Annotated in this window: 19 protein-coding genes; 12 read left to right on the top strand and 7 right to left on the bottom strand. The window is 32.2% G+C overall.

All coding sequences use genetic code 11. The features are described from left to right. Positions 1-36: 36 nt before the first annotated feature. Positions 37-1059 carry a phosphoribosylformylglycinamidine cyclo-ligase gene (gene purM, locus ACEW8E_RS02760; protein WP_373478809.1) on the bottom strand — a complete coding sequence of 341 codons (1023 nt, stop codon included), beginning with the start codon at positions 1057-1059 and terminating at the stop codon, positions 37-39. Positions 1060-1691: 632 nt separating this feature from the next. On the opposite strand from purM, the gene ACEW8E_RS02755 reads away from it, so the two are divergent. Both ACEW8E_RS02755 and ACEW8E_RS02750 read left to right on the top strand, forming a co-directional pair. After that, on the top strand, positions 1692-2594 hold the full coding sequence (locus ACEW8E_RS02755) for a septal ring lytic transglycosylase RlpA family protein (RefSeq protein ID WP_373478808.1): 903 nt from the start codon (positions 1692-1694) through the stop codon (positions 2592-2594). A 55-nt stretch (positions 2595-2649) separates the two neighbouring features. Further along, complete coding sequence (locus ACEW8E_RS02750) at positions 2650-3222, top strand: hypothetical protein (RefSeq protein ID WP_373478807.1); 573 nt, start codon at positions 2650-2652, stop codon at positions 3220-3222. 10 nt (positions 3223-3232) lie between these two features. Here the strand turns inward: ACEW8E_RS02750 and ACEW8E_RS02745 are convergent, their stop codons facing one another. From ACEW8E_RS02745 to ACEW8E_RS02730, 4 genes are all read right to left on the bottom strand, one after another. Then, positions 3233-4480 carry a D-alanyl-D-alanine carboxypeptidase gene (locus tag ACEW8E_RS02745; RefSeq protein ID WP_373478806.1) on the bottom strand — a complete coding sequence of 416 codons (1248 nt, stop codon included), beginning with the start codon at positions 4478-4480 and terminating at the stop codon, positions 3233-3235. 71 nt (positions 4481-4551) lie between these two features. Next, positions 4552-5580, bottom strand: coding sequence for a phosphate ABC transporter substrate-binding protein PstS (pstS, locus tag ACEW8E_RS02740; RefSeq protein ID WP_373478805.1), 1029 nt, complete (start codon positions 5578-5580; stop codon positions 4552-4554). Positions 5581-5818: 238 nt separating this feature from the next. Beyond that, entirely contained in the window at positions 5819-6784 is a 966-nt protein-coding gene (locus tag ACEW8E_RS02735) for a glycosyltransferase family 2 protein (RefSeq protein WP_373478960.1), read from the bottom strand. A gap of 21 nt (positions 6785-6805) precedes the next feature. After that, a complete protein-coding gene (locus ACEW8E_RS02730) occupies positions 6806-7378 on the bottom strand; it encodes an L-threonylcarbamoyladenylate synthase (protein WP_373478804.1) in 573 nt (190 codons plus the stop codon). Between the two features lie 124 nt (positions 7379-7502). Here ACEW8E_RS02730 and fmt point away from each other — a divergent pair, with 124 nt between their 5' ends. The 5 genes from fmt to ACEW8E_RS02705 all read left to right on the top strand — a co-directional run bounded on the left by fmt (position 7503) and on the right by ACEW8E_RS02705 (position 11990). Then, entirely contained in the window at positions 7503-8519 is a 1017-nt protein-coding gene (gene fmt, locus ACEW8E_RS02725) for a methionyl-tRNA formyltransferase (RefSeq protein ID WP_373478803.1), read from the top strand. Between the two features lie 131 nt (positions 8520-8650). Further along, the gene (locus tag ACEW8E_RS02720) at positions 8651-9544 is read left to right on the top strand and encodes an alpha/beta fold hydrolase (RefSeq protein WP_373478802.1); all 894 of its coding nucleotides are present in this window, start codon (positions 8651-8653) and stop codon (positions 9542-9544) included. A gap of 239 nt (positions 9545-9783) precedes the next feature. Then, positions 9784-10086, top strand: a complete 303-nt coding sequence (locus tag ACEW8E_RS02715; RefSeq protein WP_373478801.1) for a DUF6679 family protein — start codon at positions 9784-9786, stop codon at positions 10084-10086. A gap of 81 nt (positions 10087-10167) precedes the next feature. Further along, positions 10168-10800, top strand: coding sequence for a ribonuclease H-like domain-containing protein (locus tag ACEW8E_RS02710; protein ID WP_373478800.1), 633 nt, complete (start codon positions 10168-10170; stop codon positions 10798-10800). 113 nt (positions 10801-10913) lie between these two features. Then, positions 10914-11990 (top strand): fatty acid desaturase, encoded by a 1077-nt coding sequence (locus ACEW8E_RS02705; protein ID WP_373478799.1) that lies wholly within the window; start codon positions 10914-10916, stop codon positions 11988-11990. Between the two features lie 138 nt (positions 11991-12128). Here ACEW8E_RS02705 and ACEW8E_RS02700 read toward each other — a convergent pair whose 3' ends face one another. Then, positions 12129-13643, bottom strand: a complete 1515-nt coding sequence (locus ACEW8E_RS02700) for a serine/threonine-protein kinase (RefSeq protein WP_373478798.1) — start codon at positions 13641-13643, stop codon at positions 12129-12131. Positions 13644-13948: 305 nt separating this feature from the next. Here ACEW8E_RS02700 and ACEW8E_RS02695 point away from each other — a divergent pair, with 305 nt between their 5' ends. The 4 genes from ACEW8E_RS02695 (at position 13949) to pyrR (ending at position 17659) form a co-directional block, all read left to right on the top strand. Continuing rightward, positions 13949-14260 (top strand): DUF6825 family protein, encoded by a 312-nt coding sequence (locus tag ACEW8E_RS02695; protein WP_373478797.1) that lies wholly within the window; start codon positions 13949-13951, stop codon positions 14258-14260. Positions 14261-14590: 330 nt separating this feature from the next. Beyond that, the gene (locus ACEW8E_RS02690) at positions 14591-16285 is read left to right on the top strand and encodes an ABC1 kinase family protein (protein ID WP_373478959.1); all 1695 of its coding nucleotides are present in this window, start codon (positions 14591-14593) and stop codon (positions 16283-16285) included. Positions 16286-16314: 29 nt separating this feature from the next. Then, positions 16315-17043, top strand: coding sequence for a PP2C family serine/threonine-protein phosphatase (locus ACEW8E_RS02685; RefSeq protein ID WP_373478796.1), 729 nt, complete (start codon positions 16315-16317; stop codon positions 17041-17043). A gap of 82 nt (positions 17044-17125) precedes the next feature. Beyond that, positions 17126-17659 carry a bifunctional pyr operon transcriptional regulator/uracil phosphoribosyltransferase PyrR gene (gene pyrR, locus ACEW8E_RS02680; RefSeq protein ID WP_373478795.1) on the top strand — a complete coding sequence of 178 codons (534 nt, stop codon included), beginning with the start codon at positions 17126-17128 and terminating at the stop codon, positions 17657-17659. Positions 17660-17804: 145 nt separating this feature from the next. On the opposite strand, the gene ACEW8E_RS02675 is transcribed toward pyrR, so the two are convergent. Continuing rightward, the gene (locus ACEW8E_RS02675; protein ID WP_373478794.1) at positions 17805-17921 is read right to left on the bottom strand and encodes a photosystem II reaction center protein I; all 117 of its coding nucleotides are present in this window, start codon (positions 17919-17921) and stop codon (positions 17805-17807) included. A gap of 274 nt (positions 17922-18195) precedes the next feature. Between ACEW8E_RS02675 and hemE the strand changes: the two genes are divergently transcribed. Continuing rightward, positions 18196-19233 carry a uroporphyrinogen decarboxylase gene (gene hemE, locus ACEW8E_RS02670; protein WP_373478793.1) on the top strand — a complete coding sequence of 346 codons (1038 nt, stop codon included), beginning with the start codon at positions 18196-18198 and terminating at the stop codon, positions 19231-19233. Positions 19234-19484: the final 251 nt, after the last annotated feature.

The raw sequence follows: 19484 nt of genomic DNA, 5'->3' as shown, positions 1-19484 counted from the left end.
TCATAACTATTAAAAGTTTACTGTCAATGATCAAACTCAACAAAATTTGATATTTTGATCTCCCTTGATTACTTTACCAATTACTTTAGCGTCTAGGACATATTTTCCAAAGTGTTTGATGACAGAATCTGCTATTTTTTCTTCTACTATCACAACAAAACCCACCCCTAAATTAAATGTATTTAACATTGCTTCTTGATTAACATTACCTGTTTTTGCTAACCATTGAAAAATGGGCGGAATTGTCCAACTATGGAGATTTACTTCTATAGATTTATCTTTGGGTAAACAACGAGGTAAGTTTTCAGGTATGCCTCCTCCCGTTATATGTGCCATTGCTTTTATGGCTAATCCTGATTCAATGGCGGCTAAAACTGGTTTGACATAAATTTGAGTCGGTGTTAAACAAACTTCTCCTAAAGTTTTTCCTTCTAATTCTAAGGGTTTATCTTGCCAACTCAATCCTGCGGTTTCAATAATTTTTCTGACTAAAGAAAATCCGTTACTGTGAATTCCACTACTGGGTAAGGCGATCGCCACATCTCCTAATTGAATGTTATTACCGTCAAGAATTTTGCTTTTTTCTACCACTCCCACGCAAAAACCAGCCAAATCATACTCCCCTTGTTGATAAAAACCGGGCATTTCTGCGGTTTCTCCTCCTAATAAAGCGCAACCACTTTCTTTACAACCCGTAACAATACCATTGATAACTTTTGCTAATTGACTACTATCTAATTTACCTGTAGCCAAATAATCTAAAAAGAACAAAGGTTCTGCCCCTGAAGTGAGAATATCATTAACGCACATTGCCACTAAATCAATACCTACAGTATCATGTTGATTTAATTCATGGGCAATTTTCAACTTTGTACCAACGCCATCAGTACCCGAAACCAATACTGGTTGTTGATAACCTTGAGGTAACTCAAAACAACCCCCAAAACCTCCTAAACCGCCTAAAACTCCTTGACGATAAGTACTAGCAACACTATCAGTAATTTTTTTGACAAATTCTCTACCCGCTTCAACGTCAACTCCAGCCTGTTTATAATCCATATTTTCTTACTATTTTAGATAATTTTTTCTGATATACTTAATTTTAATTGCTAAACTGATCAAATTTTCTTATACAATTTACCCAGCTATTCTTGATAGTTTTTCTGGCAAAATCATATCATTATTTTTGATTTTCTCCGAGTAAAATTTATGTAACTAAAACCTTCCTTGTGAGAGGATAATAATTTATCTTTTAAAGGTTTTTCCCTTGATTAGTAAGTATATAAGAGAAGAACACTTCTAACTAATGAAGAATTACTATTAAGGTATTATTAAAATTATCTTTTTTTTAGTCACAATATTAATTACCCATCAACCATAGGGTTTTATCACTATTTTAATTTCTTTAAATGACACTATTTTACTCTTAAATGATTAGTTTTTTAAAACATAAATGCAATTATTAAAAAATTATAAACTTATAATTATGACCATAATTTAACAATTTGTCAATAGACATAAGGAGAAAAAAATACTACATTAATTATTGTATAAGAAATATTGATTTGCGAAAGAAGAACCTTATGTTAACTTAGTTTAAGTTCACAAGCAAAAATACTTAAACTTACGAGGAGTAAAATATCGAATTACTTATTATATAAGGTTTTTCGTCTTAAATTACTAGAAAAATTATGCGTAACAACACTTGGAAAAAAGCTGTAATGTCGGCTTTAACAACGATTGTAGGATTAGGATTCACTGGATTATTATTCTCTCCTACCGTAAAAGCAGATAATTACCCCCCACAAGGTCAAAGTGCATTATCATCAGTAAATAATGTAATTGCAAGAAATTCTGTTAACCCTACCCAAGACTTTCTTACCGTCAAACTTTATCAGCATCAAATTAAAAATGTTAGTGCTATAACTCTCTCTTTTCAAAATATTCCCCTTTTAACTTTTCTTGATACCTATGATCAAAATGCTGTAGAAAGCGCTACTAAATTAGCTATACGTCTTGATCAATTATCTCAACAATCCGTCGATGCTAACCAAATCATCGTCACTTGGAATCCTGAAACTAAAGATTATTCTCTTAAATATCAGGAAGAAGAATTAGTCAGAATGAATAAAAATATCAGACTACCTGACAAAACGAGAAACGCAACCCATGACGCTTTACAAGCAACAAATAGATTACGAAGATTAATGGGAAATGCTGCACCTTTGAAAGAAGTAAAAGGCAAACCTGTACTTAAAGTCGAAAGTAAAATGGCTAATTTAATGGGAGTTAAAAATCTTCGCCAAGCTGCTCAAGGTATTGCTTCTTGGTATGGTCCTGGTTTTCATGGCCGTCGCACTGCTAGTGGTGAAAGATTTAATCAAAACGATTTAACCGCCGCTCATCGTAGTCTTCCTTTCGGTACAAAAGTTCAAGTTACGAATTTATATAATGGTCGTTCTGTTGTAGTAAGAATCAATGATCGTGGCCCTTATACTCGTGGTCGTATTATTGATTTATCTGCTGGTGCTGCGTCATTAATTGGGGTAAGATCAAGCGGAGTCGCACCTATTCGCCTTCAAATTTTAAATTAAGCTACTAACCTAACCTAAATAAATTTAAGGTGGGCATTGCCCACCCTATTCAGGTATGATCATTGATAATTATAATACTGTTGATGAATTAGCAAATTTATTATCAATTTATGGTGTTGATACCAGTAATTGGACTCATTTACAAGGAAATAAAACTCTTGAGCAATTATTTATAGAAATTAAAGAAGAAGAAGAATCTAGTTTAGAAATTATCGATCATAAATTAGTTAGATCATTAAAAGTTAGCTCTATTGTCGTAAAGTTTAAACTAGGAAATAATTATTTTCAATTAGTAGAAGATAAACAAATATTTTTTACAGGAATAGAAAGAAAAAGAGAATTATTCACTATTACAGAAAAACTTAAAAATAATGAAAATTCTTTACAAGGGGCTTATCGTGGTTTAGAAGAAGAAATTGGCTTAAAACTTGATTCAGGATTAATTTTTAATGGTGAAACTCGGTGGGAAAAAATATCTCCTAGTTATCCTAATTTATTGAGTGTTTATCAACTGTTTAATTATTCCATTATTTTAGGAGAAAAAGAACTCAAATCTATCCGATTTTCTGAGTATCAAGAATCTGAACAAATGTTAAATCTTTTTACTTTAAAACCTTGTGATAATTAGTTTTTAACTCTTAATTTCTTTGAATATCACCGAAAGAAATATTAATAGATTTTGTTGGTAAAAGAGGTTTAAATCTCCAATGTTGCTCTAAGTTACCGAGTAAAACATCTTGTTTTTTTCTCAAATCTTCAATATCACTCCCGTAGTTAATAACAGCAAAATAAACATGATTTCTTTGGGAGGTAGAAATGACTCCTGCAAGAGCGCTTACGACAGATAAAGTACCTGTTTTAAGAGGAATACCTAAAGGGATATTTCGATATTCTACTGTGCCTTTTTTATCTACCCCGGCCACGGGAAATAAGTCACCTATATTAATATCAGTATTTTGTAATGTAGTTTCTAAACTCATCAACATTCGACACACCGCACGAGGTGAAATACGATTATCAACTCCTAAACCAGAGCCGTTATGAAGTAAAATTTCTTCAGGTGATACATTAGCAATCTTTGAGGCTATATTAGCAACTTTTGCACCTCCTCCCATTTGTTGAGCTAAAGATTCGGCTATTTTATTATTACTATAAACGTTCATTGATCGCAATATTTCCCTTAAAGTTAAGGATTGATGAGTTAATAACAATGAAGTATTATTCGGTACTCGATCTGTTTTTGCTACGATACCTTCTATTTGTATATTGGGAGGTAAGGGCTTATTTTTCATGGCTTCATATTGTTTTTTAATGATCCCTGACCATTTTTTCTCATTTAAAGCCTGTTTTAGTAACTCTCCTGATTTGAGAGGATTTTCTTCATAATTCATTTGCCAATTACCGACAACGATTAAGTTACCTTCTATTTTATTTATGCCTAATTGTTGTAATTTATTTCCTAATACAATGGCTTCTTCCCAGACAAATAAAGGATCTCCACCGTATTCTACGATTAAATTACCTTGTAATATGCCGTTATTAATTTCCCCTTGGCGATAAATTTTAGTAGAAAAACGATGATTTAAGCCCCATTTATCTAAAGAAGCGATAGTTGTGGCGATTTTGGTTAAAGAAGCGGCAGGAGCGGGTATTTTTCCTTGATTATCAGCTAAAATTGCCCAATCTGACTGAATCCAAATTCCTTGTTTTTCTGTAGATAAACCTTGACGGGCAAGAATTTGTAAATACTCATCTACTATAACTTGTACTTGAGGATCAGGATCAGTCGGTATTTGAAAAACAGATGCTTCTTCCCATGGAATTATGGGTAAAGATGGTGATGGTGCATTGGTAAATAAGAATCCGAATAAATGAGCAAAAATCATCTTTAAAATAATCAATAATTGATGCTCATTTTAACACTCAGTATTCTTAATTCCTAATTTCTAATTCCTTATTAACTAATGGTATTAATCGCCGCAGTTACTTTCTGGATTACGTTGTCTGGTAAGGGAATATAACCTAAATCACCACTAAATTTTTGCCCTCCTGTTTTACTTACTGCCCAAGTTAGTACTTGTTTTAAGGATTGAGCTTTTTTAGCGTCAGGATATTTTTTATAGGCTAAAATCCAACTAAAAGACACAATCGGATAAGAGCGATCGCCACTAGGATCGGGAGCAAAAGCCCGTAAGTTAGCTGGTAACTGGATTTGAGATAGAGATACTGCCGCATTTTGAGGACTTGCAGGGACAAATTTACCTGCTTTATTTTGTAATTGAGCAGTTTTTAATCCATTTTTCTTGGCAAAACCATATTCAATATAGCCAATGGCCCCATCAGTTTGTATAATACTAGCAGTAACACCTTCATTACCTTTTGCACCGATACCAGTAGGCCATTGAACTGTAGTACCTTCTCCTACTTTACTTTTCCACTCAGAATTAATAGCGGCTAAATGTTTTGTAAATACTCCAGTAGTACCAGAACCATCGGAACGGTAAATAACTCTGATAGGCTTACTTTTAGGAGATCCTAATTGTTTCCAATCTTTAATTTTACCTAAGAAAATATCCGCTAATTGTTGACGAGTTAATTTAACAGTAGTGACATCTTTATTATTAAAAGCTAAAACCACACTTCCAGCGGTGACGGGTAAAAGTACTACTCCCCTAGAAACTTTAGCAATTTCATCATCTTTCATGGCTACATCACTAGCACCAAAATCAACGGTATTTCCGATAAATTGCTTGATACCTGCACCACTACCAACGGATTGATAGTTAACTTGGGTATTTTTGTTGATTTTATTATATTCTACAAACCATCTTTGAAATAAAGGGGCAGGAAAACTCGCTCCTGCACCATTAATTCTCATGGCTTGAGCGGATGCTGATTCAAAAGGCAGTTGACTGGCGATGACACTACCTGATAAACCTGCTAAACCGTATAAAAAATCTCGTCTTCTAATGTTAAAATCAGTCATTTTATCGATTACTATAACAAACTATTTACAGCTTAAATTCTAAAACAATTTGCCATTATTTAAACCAATTTAATGATAAATTTTTTTTAGTTTTTCTCAACTATGACAGTTATGCTAATTTATTAAATTTAATGTGTTTTAAAATACTTTAATATTAAGATTAGATTAAGAATAGCTTAAAGATGGTTTAACTAATAAATTATTTATCAAAGGTTTAATATTTTATGTATTGTTATTATTAATCTTTTTGTGTCTTGTCTTGTTTAAAACCGTAGGTTTCTCTAATAAGATATAATGGTCTTCTTTTAACTTCTTCATAAATTCTAGCGATATACTCACCAATGACACCTAAAGTAATTAATTGAATACCACCTAAAAATAAAATAGCGACAATGGTGGAAGCATAACCGGGTAAATCAATACCGAAAATTAGAGTTTTTAAGAGTAAAAATAAGCCATAAAATAATGAAATTAAAGAGATAAATAAACCGAAATAACTCCAAATTTTAAGAGGAATTGAACTAAAAGAAGTGATACCATCTAAAGCAAAATTCCACAATTTCCAGTAGTTAAAACTACTTTTTCCTCCATAACGAGGCAACCTTTCAAAATAGATAGCGGTTTGTCGATAACCAACCCAAGAAAATAAACCTTTCATGAAGCGATTTTTTTCAGGTAATTGTCTTAAGGCTTTGACAACTTTTTCATCTAATAAACGATAATCTCCTGTATTGGCAGGAATAGGAATTATACTAATTTTGCCAATAAAACTATAAAAATAATCCGCAGTTTTTTGTTTTAACCATGATTCTCCTTGACGAGATTTTCTGACGGCATAAACCATGTCATAACCTTCCTGCCATTTTTTCATCAACTCAATAATTAACTCTGGTGGATCTTGTAAGTCAGCATCAATGGGAATAACGGCTTTTCCTGTGGTATAATCTAATCCTGCACTCATGGCAATTTCTTTACCAAAGTTACGAGATAAGTTAATAACTTTGATGCGATTATCTCCATGATGATAGTCAATCAAAAGCTGAAGAGTATCATCTTTACTACCATCATTAATGCAGACTATTTCATAATCTAAATTGAGGGGATTTAAAACTGATTGTAAGCTAGAAAAAAGTTTATCTAAATTTTCTCCTTCATTATAACAAGGTATTAATAACGATAATTCTGGTTGATTTTGTTTCACAATTAATTAAATTTCTGACATATATCAATTGTCAATTTTTATGTTTCCTTGTCGTAAGGTTTGCCAATTATTACCAGTCCATTTTATAACGGTAGAGGCTACTTTAGAATTTGGTTGATTATCATCATCTAAAACATAAACTGAAGGGAATTTTTTGGCAATTTCTGACATCTTTGTTAAGGCTTCTTCCCCTGATAAATTAGCGCTAGTGGTAGCTAATCCACCTGTTTTTTTAAGAATTTCTTGAGCGATGGCATTAGCAGGTACACGAACCCCTATACTATTAGGATTGAGAGGATTCATGGTTACTGGAATTAAAGAAGAAGCAGGTAAAACCATAGTTAAACCACCGGGTAAATATTTGTTTGCCATATTTTGCCACATTTTTAATTCTTCTGATGTACCTTTGACATATTGCCAGATTTCTTCTATACTGCTAGTCATTAAAATTAAGGGTTTTTCGTAACTACGTTGTTTTAACTCAAAAATTAATTGACTATAATTTGGTTTGACGGCTAAAGCTGGTAATGTGTCAGTAGGAAAACTGACTACTTGATTGGCGATCGCCTTTTCAATTAAAACAGAAACAGAAACCATAGAAAAACAAGCAATAAAGGATGATTAATTATTAATTATTCATGGTTTTTTGTTAATTGTCCATTATTGTTAGATATAAAGGGTAAAATTTTTTGCCTTAATTATTGATTATTAATTAGCTAAAATGCGGATTGTTTTTTTTGGTACGCCTGAATTTGCTGTTACTACGTTAGAAAAATTACTTCAAGATTCTTCCCATGAAGTTGTTGCTGTTGTTACGCAACCAGACAAAAGACGAGGTAGAGGAAATAAAATGATTGCTTCTCCTGTAAAAGAGTTAGCATTGAAACATAATTTACCTGTCTGGCAACCTACGAGAATCAAAAAAGACAAAGAGACGTTAGAGTTATTACATAAAAGTCATAGTGACGCATTTGTAGTTGTAGCTTATGGACAAATTTTATCCCATAAAATCCTAAATATGCCCAAATTAGGCTGTATTAACGTTCATGGTTCAATTTTACCAGAATATCGAGGTGCAGCACCTATTCAATGGAGTATTTATGACGGAAAAATCGAAACGGGAGTAACAACCATGTTGATGGATGAAGGTATGGATACAGGAGATATGTTACTTAAAGCCTATACCCCTATTGATTTATTAATGAATGTGGAAGAATTATCAGAAAAATTAGCTTTACAAGGGGGAAATTTATTATTAGAAACTTTAACAAAATTAGCAAAAAATGAACTAAAATCCATTCCTCAAAAGGAAGAATTAGTTAGTTATGCTCGTTTAATTAACAAAGAAGATTATTCTCTTGATTGGAGTAAATCTGCTTTACAAATTCATAATCAAATTAGGGCATTTTATCCTCATTGTATAACTAATTTTCGAGAACAAAATTTAAAAATCATTCAAAGTATTCCGTTAACAGAAATAAATAAGCTAAATTTACCCTCAAATTTAAGCAAGTTATCGTCATTTTTACAAGATATTGAAAGTTTTTCAGGAGATGTGGGAGAAATAGTTAAAACCATTAAAAATTTTGGTTTTGTTGTGCAAACTGGTTCAGGTTTATTGTTAATATTAGAAGTACAATTAGCAGGTAAAAAACAACAATCTGCATGGAATTTTATTAACGGTACTCATTTACAAATAGGAGAAAAATTTTTGATGCAAATAAGTGTTAATAATTAAGATTCTTCGTTAAATTTCAACTATTAATTGATCACAAAAAAAATTTTTTAAGTGTTCATTTTGAGCTATATTAAAACAAAGTGAATCAATATTTTACTTCTATAGGCTAGTCAAAGAGGATAAACGAATCAATGACAAAAATTAATATTCGTGGTGTAGAACATTATTACCAATTTACCGAAGCAAAATCTTCTGATTCATCGCAACCTGTATTGGTTTTTATTCACGGATGGCTATTAAGTTATCAATATTGGACTCCATTAATTAACGAATTAAAACAAAAATATTCTTGTTTAACTTACGATTTAAAAGGTTTTGGTGAATCTAAATTACCCTTGTGTTTAACGGATAATAATTTATCTTTTAACTTACACAGTTACGCTTTAGATTTACAAGAATTATTAACTACATTAAATATCAAAAAAGCGTGGTTAATAGGACATTCTTTAGGAGGTAGTATTGCTTTATGGGGTGCGGATATTTGTAATAACATTGTTGAAGGTGTTATTTGCGTCAATGCAGGAGGCGGAATTTATCTTAAAGAAGAATTTGAGCGTTTCCGTAAAGCTGGAGAAAATTTAGTTAAGTTTCGCCCTCAATGGTTTCTAAATATACCATTTTTTGATTTAATTTTTGCTAGGATGATGGTTAAAAAACCTTTACAAATTAAATGGGGTAAACAACGACTAAAAGATTTTTTATACGCCGACGAAAAAGCCGCCATTGGTTCGTTGTTAGAATCTACTACAGAGTCAGAAGTTCATTATTTGCCACAAATTGTCGCCCGTTTAGCTCAACCTGTTTATTTTATTGCAGGAAAACAAGATAAAATTATGGAAGCTCAATATGTTAAACACTTAGCTAGTTTTCATCATCTATTTGATCATGACCAAGAAAATGTTTATTGTCTTGAAGAATGTGGACATTTTGCTATGCTAGAACAAACAACCTCAGTTCATGATTATACTTTGCAAATTATTGAAAAATATCAAACGAATATCTGTGAAGATAAAATGTTAGGATAGTCTAATCAGCTTATTATTATTTGCTTAATCTTCAATTTTAACTATGGGCATCCAAAGTTTATCTTCATGGCTTTTTTATCTACATATTTCAAGGTTTTTGATTAACTTAAATCCTAGAAATTAGTTAAAATGAACATTCTTATTCACTCTTACTTAAAAAAAAAACTTGCTTTGAGAAGTTTTACCATTACAATTATTCTAAAAATTATTTTGATCTTTAGCAGTGTAAGGAGAAGTTTATGTTAGACCGTAAAATTTATCAGATGTATAAAGAAGGTTGTGATGTATCTGTTTTCCTGCGAGATCAACAACGTTGGATTGAAGATGCTCAAATTATCGCCATTGAAGGTGATATAGTTTCCATTCGTTATGAAATGGAAGAAGATTACGAAAATAGTTCTTGGGAAGAATTTGTCCGCTTAGAAAGCATTGGCGCTATTAGTCGCAAATTGGCTTCTGTACCTCGTGGCTATAGTGAAATACTTGTGTCTGATGATTGTCCTGAAGCTGAACAAATTTATCCTCGTCATCAAGAAGATTAAGTTTACAGTTACTAGAGACGTAGCCTACTACGTCCATACTGTTAACATATTTTTTTTTATTATTCATTATCAGTTTTATAAATGTCATTAGATAATTTCTTAGTTTGTGAAAGGGATTTACCCGATAATGTTTTTAATCAGTATCTCCAAGCCGAATGTTTAGCGATAGATACCGAAACTATGGGTTTAGTACCTCAGCGCGATCGCCTCTGTTTAGTACAAATATGTGACCCTAAAGGTTTTGTTACCGCTATTCGCATCGATAAAGGACAAACATCTGCACCAAATTTAACTAAACTATTAGAATCCTCTGCTATTACCAAAATTTTTCATTATGCCCGTTTTGATGTAGCTCAATTTCAATATACTTTTAATGTAGAAACAAAATCGGTTTTTTGCACTAAAATCGCCAGTAAGATTGCTCGTACTTATACCAACAGTCACGGTTTAAAAAGCCTTGTACAAGAGTTAGAAGGGATAGAATTAGATAAAAAGGCTCAAAGTTCAGATTGGGGTAATGTTAATAGTTTATCACCCACTCAACTAAGTTATGCAGCTAATGATGTTCGTTATTTGATTCCTTTGCGACAAAAATTAATTATCATGTTACAAAGAGAAGATCGTTGGGAATTAACTCAAAGATGTTTTGAAGCAATTTCTTTATTTGTTGATTTAGATTTGATGTATTATGGTAACGTTTTTGAACATCAATAAATTTAATTATTGAGGGTTTTTTTTGAATCAATGAGGGCGAGATCATGTTATGGTTTTTATTGGTAGCCGTAGTTACCCCCCTTATTTTGATACAATAAACATTAATCTATCGAATGACTCTTGCTAAATTTCCCCAAAAAACGGGCTTTTATAAAACTTTAAAACTTCGTGTTGACGAATATTTTGCCCAAGAAAATCTACACTATCATGGTAATTGGCAAATATTTCTCAAATCAGGAATTATCTTCACAGGATATATAACTTGTTATATTTCTCTGGTGTTTTTTACCCATAATATTTGGGTGGCTTTATTAATCGGTTTTTTGTTATCTCAATTTTATGTCATGATCGGCTTTAATATTCAACATGACGCAAATCATAATAGTTACTCAAACCATTCATGGTTAAATAAACTAGGATCATTATCATTGGATTTTGTCGGTGGCAGTAGCGAATTATGGAAACAAGCTCATAATTTTTTACATCATACTTACACGAATATTGACAATATTGATGCGGACATGGAAACTCTATCTTTATTGAGATTAAATCCTCATCAAGAATGGAAGCCTTGGCATCGTTTTCAGCATTTATATTTTGTTTTTGTTTACGCAATTTTACTATTTTATTGGATTTATTTGTCTGATTTTCAAAAGTTAATTACTGGTAAAATAGGGGATTATAAATTACCAAATTTAGGATATAAAAGATTAACTATTTTATTTTCTTTCAAGGCTTTTTATATTTTTTATGCCTTGATATTACCTTCTTTTTTTCATCCTATTTCCCATGTAATTATCGCTAATCTTTTAATTTTAGGTATGGTAGGATTTAATCTTTCTATTATCTTTAATCTTGCTCATATAATGAATAAAAATGAGTTTCCTATCACCCAAAATCAATATTTACAAGATGAATGGGCAATACATCAAGTAAAAACTACCGCTAATTTTGCTACTAATAACTGGTTTTTGACTTGGTATTTAGGGGGATTAAATTTTCAAATTGAGCATCATATTTTCCCTCGAATGTCTCATATTCATTATCCTATTATTCATCGTATAGTTGAGGAAACTTGCCAAGAATTCAACATTGATTATGTAAATTATGACACTATTGGAGAAGCGGTAATAGAGCATATAAATTATTTGCAATATTTAGGAAACCCTCAATTAACTGTTACTAATTAAGATTTAATAATTAACAATTAACAATTAAAGCATTTAGGGATTGTGGACTTTAAAATTAATAAAAATAACTAATAAATAGTAAATTTTGTCCTTTAATAAAATAAAGATACAATTAATTTTGCCTACTTAGTTAATGTCTTATTTATGAGAACGATCAATAGAATTTAGGATATTATTTTTAATAGATTCAAATTGTTTTTTCAGTGCAATTTTACTTACTTCAGCCTGATTTTTTCCTTTAAAAGAAGCACTTTTTACTAAAAAACTTTGTAATTGTTTAGTTTTTTCTTCATTAATTTTAACTGTTAATATTTGCTGATATTGATTAGGTTTATCTAGTTCAAATAAGATAATATAATATAAACTATTAGCACATAAATTAATTGTAATTTGATAACCTATTTCTGTTTTTAAATCTAAATAACAAGGTAGCCATTTAGGTTCATATTCACGACAATAAAGTAAATTAACCCATAAAATCATTGGATGGGGAGATTCTTGAAAGATGAAATGATTAAAGCAAAGAGTAGATTTAGGTACAAAAACATTTATATCTTGAGATTCTAACATTGTCCATAAACTAGAAAAAGTACCTTCTTGAGCATCTGTTAAACAAGGAAAAACAATTTTTTTCTGAGGTTTGTCACTAGGCCAACTACTTTGAAGATATATTTGTTGTAATGGCAAAGTTTCGTGACTTTTTTTACTCTCATTAAAAGAAATAGTTTCCGAAGTTTTACGACTTTTATATTCTCTTTCTAAAGGATAAATAACTCTCATTATTTCACCCATATTTTGAGGGCGATCGCTAGGAGATTTAGACAAACATCTCATAATTAAAGTATCTAAATCTTTAGGTAACTGTAAATAATTAGGTAAAGGTTTAGGGTTATTTTCATGATGTGCTCGATACCATGCTTGAAAAGTACGATTCTCAGCTTCAATAGGATTTTTTTGGGTTAACATTCGGTACATCAAAACACCTAAACTATAAATATCGGAAGTTGGATGTAACTCGTCTTCAGCCATTTGTTCGGGAGAGCAATATTCGGGAGTACCCATAAAACTTTTTTGTAATGTACCTTGATCAGAATTATGAATTTGAGCAATACCGAAATCTAAAATTTTAATAATTCCTTCACTATCAGAATCTTTTGCTAAAAATATATTACTAGGTTTAATATCTCGATGAATAATAGGAGCTAATTCGCCGTTAACTAAAATACCATTATGGGCGCATTCTAATCCTAAACAAATTTGACGTATTAAAAATAAAAATCGACTTAAAGAAATAGCTTTATTTTTGATTAATTGATCTAAATCATCTCCTTCTAAATATTCCATCACATAAAAAGGAACTTGATTATTGTCTAAACCATAATCTTTTACCTTGACAATATGATTACTTTGTTCTCCTAATAAAGCACTTATTTTTGCTTCGGTTTCAAATCTTCGGCGCATTCTTTCATCTAAGAGTGCTTGGGATAAAAATTTAATGGCAATAGTTGTATTATTTGATGATTTATCTATGGCTTTATACACTTGTCCCATAGATCCTCTACCGACTTGATTAAGTAATTGGTAACGATTTTTCAACAAATTGCCTGAGTCTTTCCCAAAAGATTTTACTAGATCTGATAATGGCTTAAACATTGATTTAGTTTTAGGGGAACGATGATATACTTCTGATTCTTTATAACATTCAATTTTACCTCATTTTGATTATTAACTGACATTACGCACTCATTCACATATTAAGTTTTAATAGGTTTTAAGTATCAGGTAAGAGTATCAGGTAACAGACAACGAAGATTGTTAGTTATTATTATTAATTTAAAATATGCCATCTCTAAATGGTTTAATACTTATAAAAATTTAAGCTATCTATAAAGTATTCGTAGCGGTGTTATGAAAATAAAAGATATAATTTGTAACAAAAGCGTTAAGAAATATTGCAAATGAGTAATCCACTAACAGAAGTATTTATTTTTGGTAAAGCCTTTGCCGAAGTTGTCACCGAAAAACTAGAAGATAGCTTAACTAATATTCTGAGTGATATTGGTAAATTCGATGCAGAAACTAAACACAGACTAGAGGAATTTGCTAGAGAAGTAAAAGCTAGGGCACAAGCTGAAAAACAAAGAGTAGATAACCCTACCACTATAACGGTAACGGCTAATAAGTGCGTTGATTTACAAGAATTATTAGACGAACTTAGGGCTGAAATTGCTCGTTTAAAAGCAGAATTGAATAATTATCGCCAAAAATAGTAAGAAAGCAAAGGGTAAGGGGCAAAGGTAAATTCCTAATTCCTAACTCCTAACTCCTAACTCCTAACTCCTAACTCCTAATTCCTAACTCCTATCTCCTAACTCCTATCTCCTAACTCCTAACTCCTAACTCCTAACTCCTAACTCCTATCTCCTAACTCCTAACTCCTATCTCCTAACTCCTAACTCCTATCTCCTAACTCCTAACTCCTATCTCCTAACTCCTAACTCCTAACTCTAATCATTTAGTAAACCAAATCTATAAAAACACCAGTGTCAACAGCTTACCCCAATCCGAAAGAATATTTACCATCTAGTAACTCTTTAGTAATCTCAAACAAACCTGAAGCAGGGAAAAAAAGTTATCGTTGGAATCGAGACAATTATTCCTCTGCTCGTCGTCGTATCGATATTTGGACTTTTGTTTTGATTCTGATTTTCAAACTTTGGCGTAATAGCAAAAAATGGACTTACGCTAATGGTTATACTGATGAAAAGCGATCGCAACGTCGGCAAATTCAAGCGGCATGGATTCGAGAAAATTTATTAGAATTAGGGCCAACTTTTATTAAAGTAGGTCAATTATTTTCTACTCGTGAGGACATTTTTCCCGCAGAATATGTTAGAGAACTATCCAAGTTACAAGATCGAGTTCCAGCTTTTAGTTTTGAACAAGTTATAGCTATTATTGAAAAAGATTTAGGAAAACCTTTAAATAAATTATTCCGTAGTTTTGATCCTACACCCTTAGCAGCCGCAAGTTTAGGACAAGTTCATAAAGCACAGTTAAACTCAGGGGAAGAAGTAGTTGTCAAAATTCAACGCCCCGGATTACCGCAATTATTTACCATTGATTTAGCTATTCTGAAACAAATTACTCGTTATTTTCAAAATCATCCTCGTTGGGGAAAAGGAAAGGATTGGTTAGCCATTTATGAAGAATGCTCTCGTATTTTATGGGAGGAAACTGACTACTTAAAAGAAGGACGTAGTGCGGATACTTTTAGACGTAATTTTCGTTCGGCTAATTGGGTAAAAGTACCAAGAATTTATTGGCGTTATACTTCTTTTCGGGTATTAACTTTAGAATATCTGCCCGGAATTAAAATTAATCACTATGAAGCCTTAGAAGCCGCAGGATTAGATCGAAAAGTATTAGCCAAATTAGGAGCAAAAGCCTATTTACAACAGCTATTAAATGATGGTTTTTTCCATGCTGATCCTCATCCGGGTAACTTGGCTGTAGCAAGTGATGGAGCATTAATTTTCTATGATTTTGGTATGATGGGACAACTCAAAAGTAATGTCAAAGAAAAACTAATCGAGATGTTATTTGGTGTCACAGAAAAAAATGCAGATCGTGTGGTTAATGCTTTAATAGATTTAGAGGCTTTAGCGGTAATGGATGATCCAGGTCCTATTAGAAGATCGGTACAATTTATGCTAGATAATTTTATGGATAAACCCTTTGAGGAGCAATCTATCAGTAAAATTAGTGAAGATTTGTACGAAATAGCTTATGATCAACCCTTCCGTTTTCCTGCTACTTTCACCTTTGTGATGCGCGCTTTTTCTACCCTTGAGGGTGTTGGGAAAGGATTAGATCCAGATTTTAATTTTATGGAGGTAGCACAACCTTTTGCTTTACAAATCATGAGTGATTTTAATAATAATGGAGTCGGTAAATCAATTTTTGATGAATTTAGTCGTCAAGCAATACAAGTTAGTAATAGCGCTTTGAGTTTGCCAAGACGATTAGAGGATACAATAGAAAAATTAGAACGGGGAGATCTCCGTTTAAGGGTAAGATCATTAGAGTCGGAACGATTATTACGCCGTATGGCAGGAATGCAAATGGCAACTAACTATAGTTTATTTATGAGTGCTTTAATTCTATCTAGTACTATACTGGTTGTTAACGGACTTTGGCAATTAGCAATAGTTGTTGCTATTATCAGTGTCATTCCAGCTTTTTCGTTGTTTCGTTTACTTAAACAATTAGGTAAATTCGACCGTAAACTGTAATTTATTACAATAATAATCAGATTAACTTTATGAAATGTGCATTTGCTGGTTTAACCGATCCCGGATTAGTTAGACCTTATAATCAAGATAATCATTACATTGATCCTGAAGGTAGATTTTTTATTTTAGCCGATGGTATGGGTGGACACGCTGGAGGAGAAGAAGCCAGTAAAATTGCCACAGATGTAATTAAAGAGTATTTAGAAGCTAATTGGGATGCTCCCGTGGACTCTTATGATTTACTAGAAAAAGCTGTTTATCAAGCTAATGAAGGTATTTTAGAAGATCAAAGTAACCATCCTGCTAGGGCGGATATGGGTACAACATTAGTCATGATCATGTTTAGAAATGGGGAAACTTGGCGAGCTCATGTGGGAGATTCTCGACTTTATCATTTGCACGGAGAAAAATTAGAACAAATAACCTTAGATCATACATGGATCTCTCAAGCAATTCGTGCCGGAGAAATTACCGTTGAAGATGCTAAACATCACCCTTGGCGACACGTTTTATCTCAATGTTTAGGCAGAAGAGATTTATACGAAGGTATTGATATTCAACAAATACCAGAAATTTTACCCGGCGATCGCTTTTTATTGTGTAGTGATGGTTTAACCGAAGAAGTAGCACCAGATCTCATTAGTAAATCTCTAGGGGAAACAGAAAACTTAGAAGAAGCAGCGAGTTTATTGGTACAAAATGCTAAAGATGGAGGGGGTTCTGACAACATTACCGTTGTTATAGTGGCGGTGAAATAATCAAAGAATCAGGAATGAAGAATAAAAGTCAACTATCATAAATTCTAAATTCCTTTCTAACTATTTTTTGAGGTTAAAAATCATGGCTAGTCAAATTATTGAAATACTTTCGGCTGACGAAATTCGCCGTACTTTAACTCGTTTAGCATCTCAAATTGTCGAAGAAGCCTCGGATTTATCTCAAGTGGTTTTACTAGGAATTTATACTAGAGGTGTGCCTTTAGCGAATATGATTGCTACTCAAATTGAAGTGATTGAACAAGTTAAAGTGCCTGTAGGGGCCATTGATATTACCTTTTATCGAGATGATTTAGATAAAATTAAAACTAGAACACCAGAACGGACAGAAATACCTTTTGACTTAACGGGTAAAACTGTTGTTTTAGTAGATGATGTAATCTATAAAGGTAGAACCATTAGAGCTGCTTTAAATGCCGTTACAGAATATGGAAGGCCAGAAATTATCAAATTAGTAGTATTAGTAGATCGAGGTCATCGACAATTACCGATCCATCCTGATTTTACAGGAAAATTATTACCCACAGCCAAAGAAGAGCAAGTTAAGGTTTATATAGAATCTTTTGACGGTAGAGACGCAGTAGAATTAATTAAATAAAAAAATATCTAATATTTCAATTAATTATAAAAAAATAGGGTGGGCATTGCCCACAATTGATAAATTTTAAAAAATCTTAAGAAAAAGATTAACTAGAGTAATATAACTACAGTTAATGGTTAATGATCAGTAAAATTCCTAAAAATTATTCTAAGTCTTTACTTCCGGGGTTACGAGCAGGATCTCCAGATAAGAAACCGAAAATAAATACTAAGATAAAAGACGCTACAACAACATTTACAACAATTTTTAATGTCAACATTTTTTATATACTCCGATGATTTAATGTATTTATATTTTATCGTAAAGAGAAACTCTCAAAACTAATTTTATGATGAATTTTTAGCGTATTTTATCTACTTTCAAGTATCAGGTAGGAGGTTTAATCTTCTCAAGCTCAGGTAGTAATCACGAAATAGTACTTAAAATTATTGCCAATCCAACTAATTTGTTCACACATCGTTACATTTTTTGGTTAGTGCATAAGTGTGGTGATAAGCTATGAAATGCACTTAAATTTAAAATAAAAAATTATAATGAGCGAATTACCTTGTTTATTAAGGGTTGCCCGAGGTGAAGTATTAGAGCGTCCTCCTGTATGGATGATGCGTCAAGCTGGGCGGTATATGAAAGTTTATCGTGACTTAAGAGATAAATACCCCGGATTTAGAGAAAGATCTGAAAATGCTGATTTAGCCATTGAAATTTCTTTACAGCCTTGGCGTGCATTTCAACCAGACGGGGTAATTATGTTTTCTGATATTTTAACTCCATTACCTGGGATCGGTATTCCTTTTGATATTATTGAAAGTAAAGGTCCTATTATTGATCCTCCTATTCGTACTTTAGAACAAGTTGAAAAATTACATCCTTTAAACCCTGAAGAATCTTTACCATTTATTAAAACTATTTTGGGTACTTTACGTCAGGAAGTGGGTAATAAATCCACTGTTTTAGGTTTTGTTGGAGCTCCTTGGACTCTAGCTGCTTATGCCATTGAAGGGAAAAGTTCTAAAAATTATGCTGTTATTAAAAATATGGCTTTTTCTCGCCCTGATATTCTTCATAAATTCTTAGGTAAAGTTGCTGATGCGATCGCCGTTTATGTGCGTTATCAAATTGATTGTGGAGCTCAAATAGTACAATTATTTGACTCATGGGCTGGAGAATTAAGTCCTCAAGACTATGAAACTTTTGCATTACCCTATCAAAAAAGAGTAGTAGAACAAGTTAAAGCAACTCATCCAGATACACCTTTAATTCTTTACATTAGCGGTAGTGCAGGAATTTTGGAAAGAATGGGACAATCAGGGGTTGATATTATTAGCGTTGATTGGACTGTGGATATGGCAGAAGCTAGACAAAGACTTGGAAAACAAATGAAAGTTCAAGGGAATATTGATCCGGGTGTATTATTTGGCTCACCAGAATTTATTAAACAAAGAGTTCATGATACTGTTAAAAAAGCGGGTAAAAGTGGACATATTATGAATCTTGGTCATGGAGTATTAGTCGGGACATCAGAAGAAAGTGTCAGAGTATTTTTTGAAACCGCGCAACAAATTAGATATTAGCTAATAGTGGGTAAGTAAAGTACGTCAAGAGGGTGGGCATTGCCCACCAAGGAATAGTTACCTTAAAAATGTCAGGAGAAAGCCCTCACCATAAACTTAAAAAGTGAATTGTTTTGGTGACGGGATGAATGCTGACCAATCAATAAAAAAAATTCGACGGTCGGGAGTCCACATAAATCCAAAAGTTTATGTTAAAATAATCTTATGGCAATAAAAGTACCATAAAATAATGTTAGTCATTGAAGCAAAAT

The organism is Geminocystis sp., assembly GCF_041753295.1.
Classification (GTDB): Bacteria; Cyanobacteriota; Cyanobacteriia; order Cyanobacteriales; family Cyanobacteriaceae; genus Geminocystis.
This window is presented reverse-complemented; position numbering and strand designations above follow the sequence as displayed.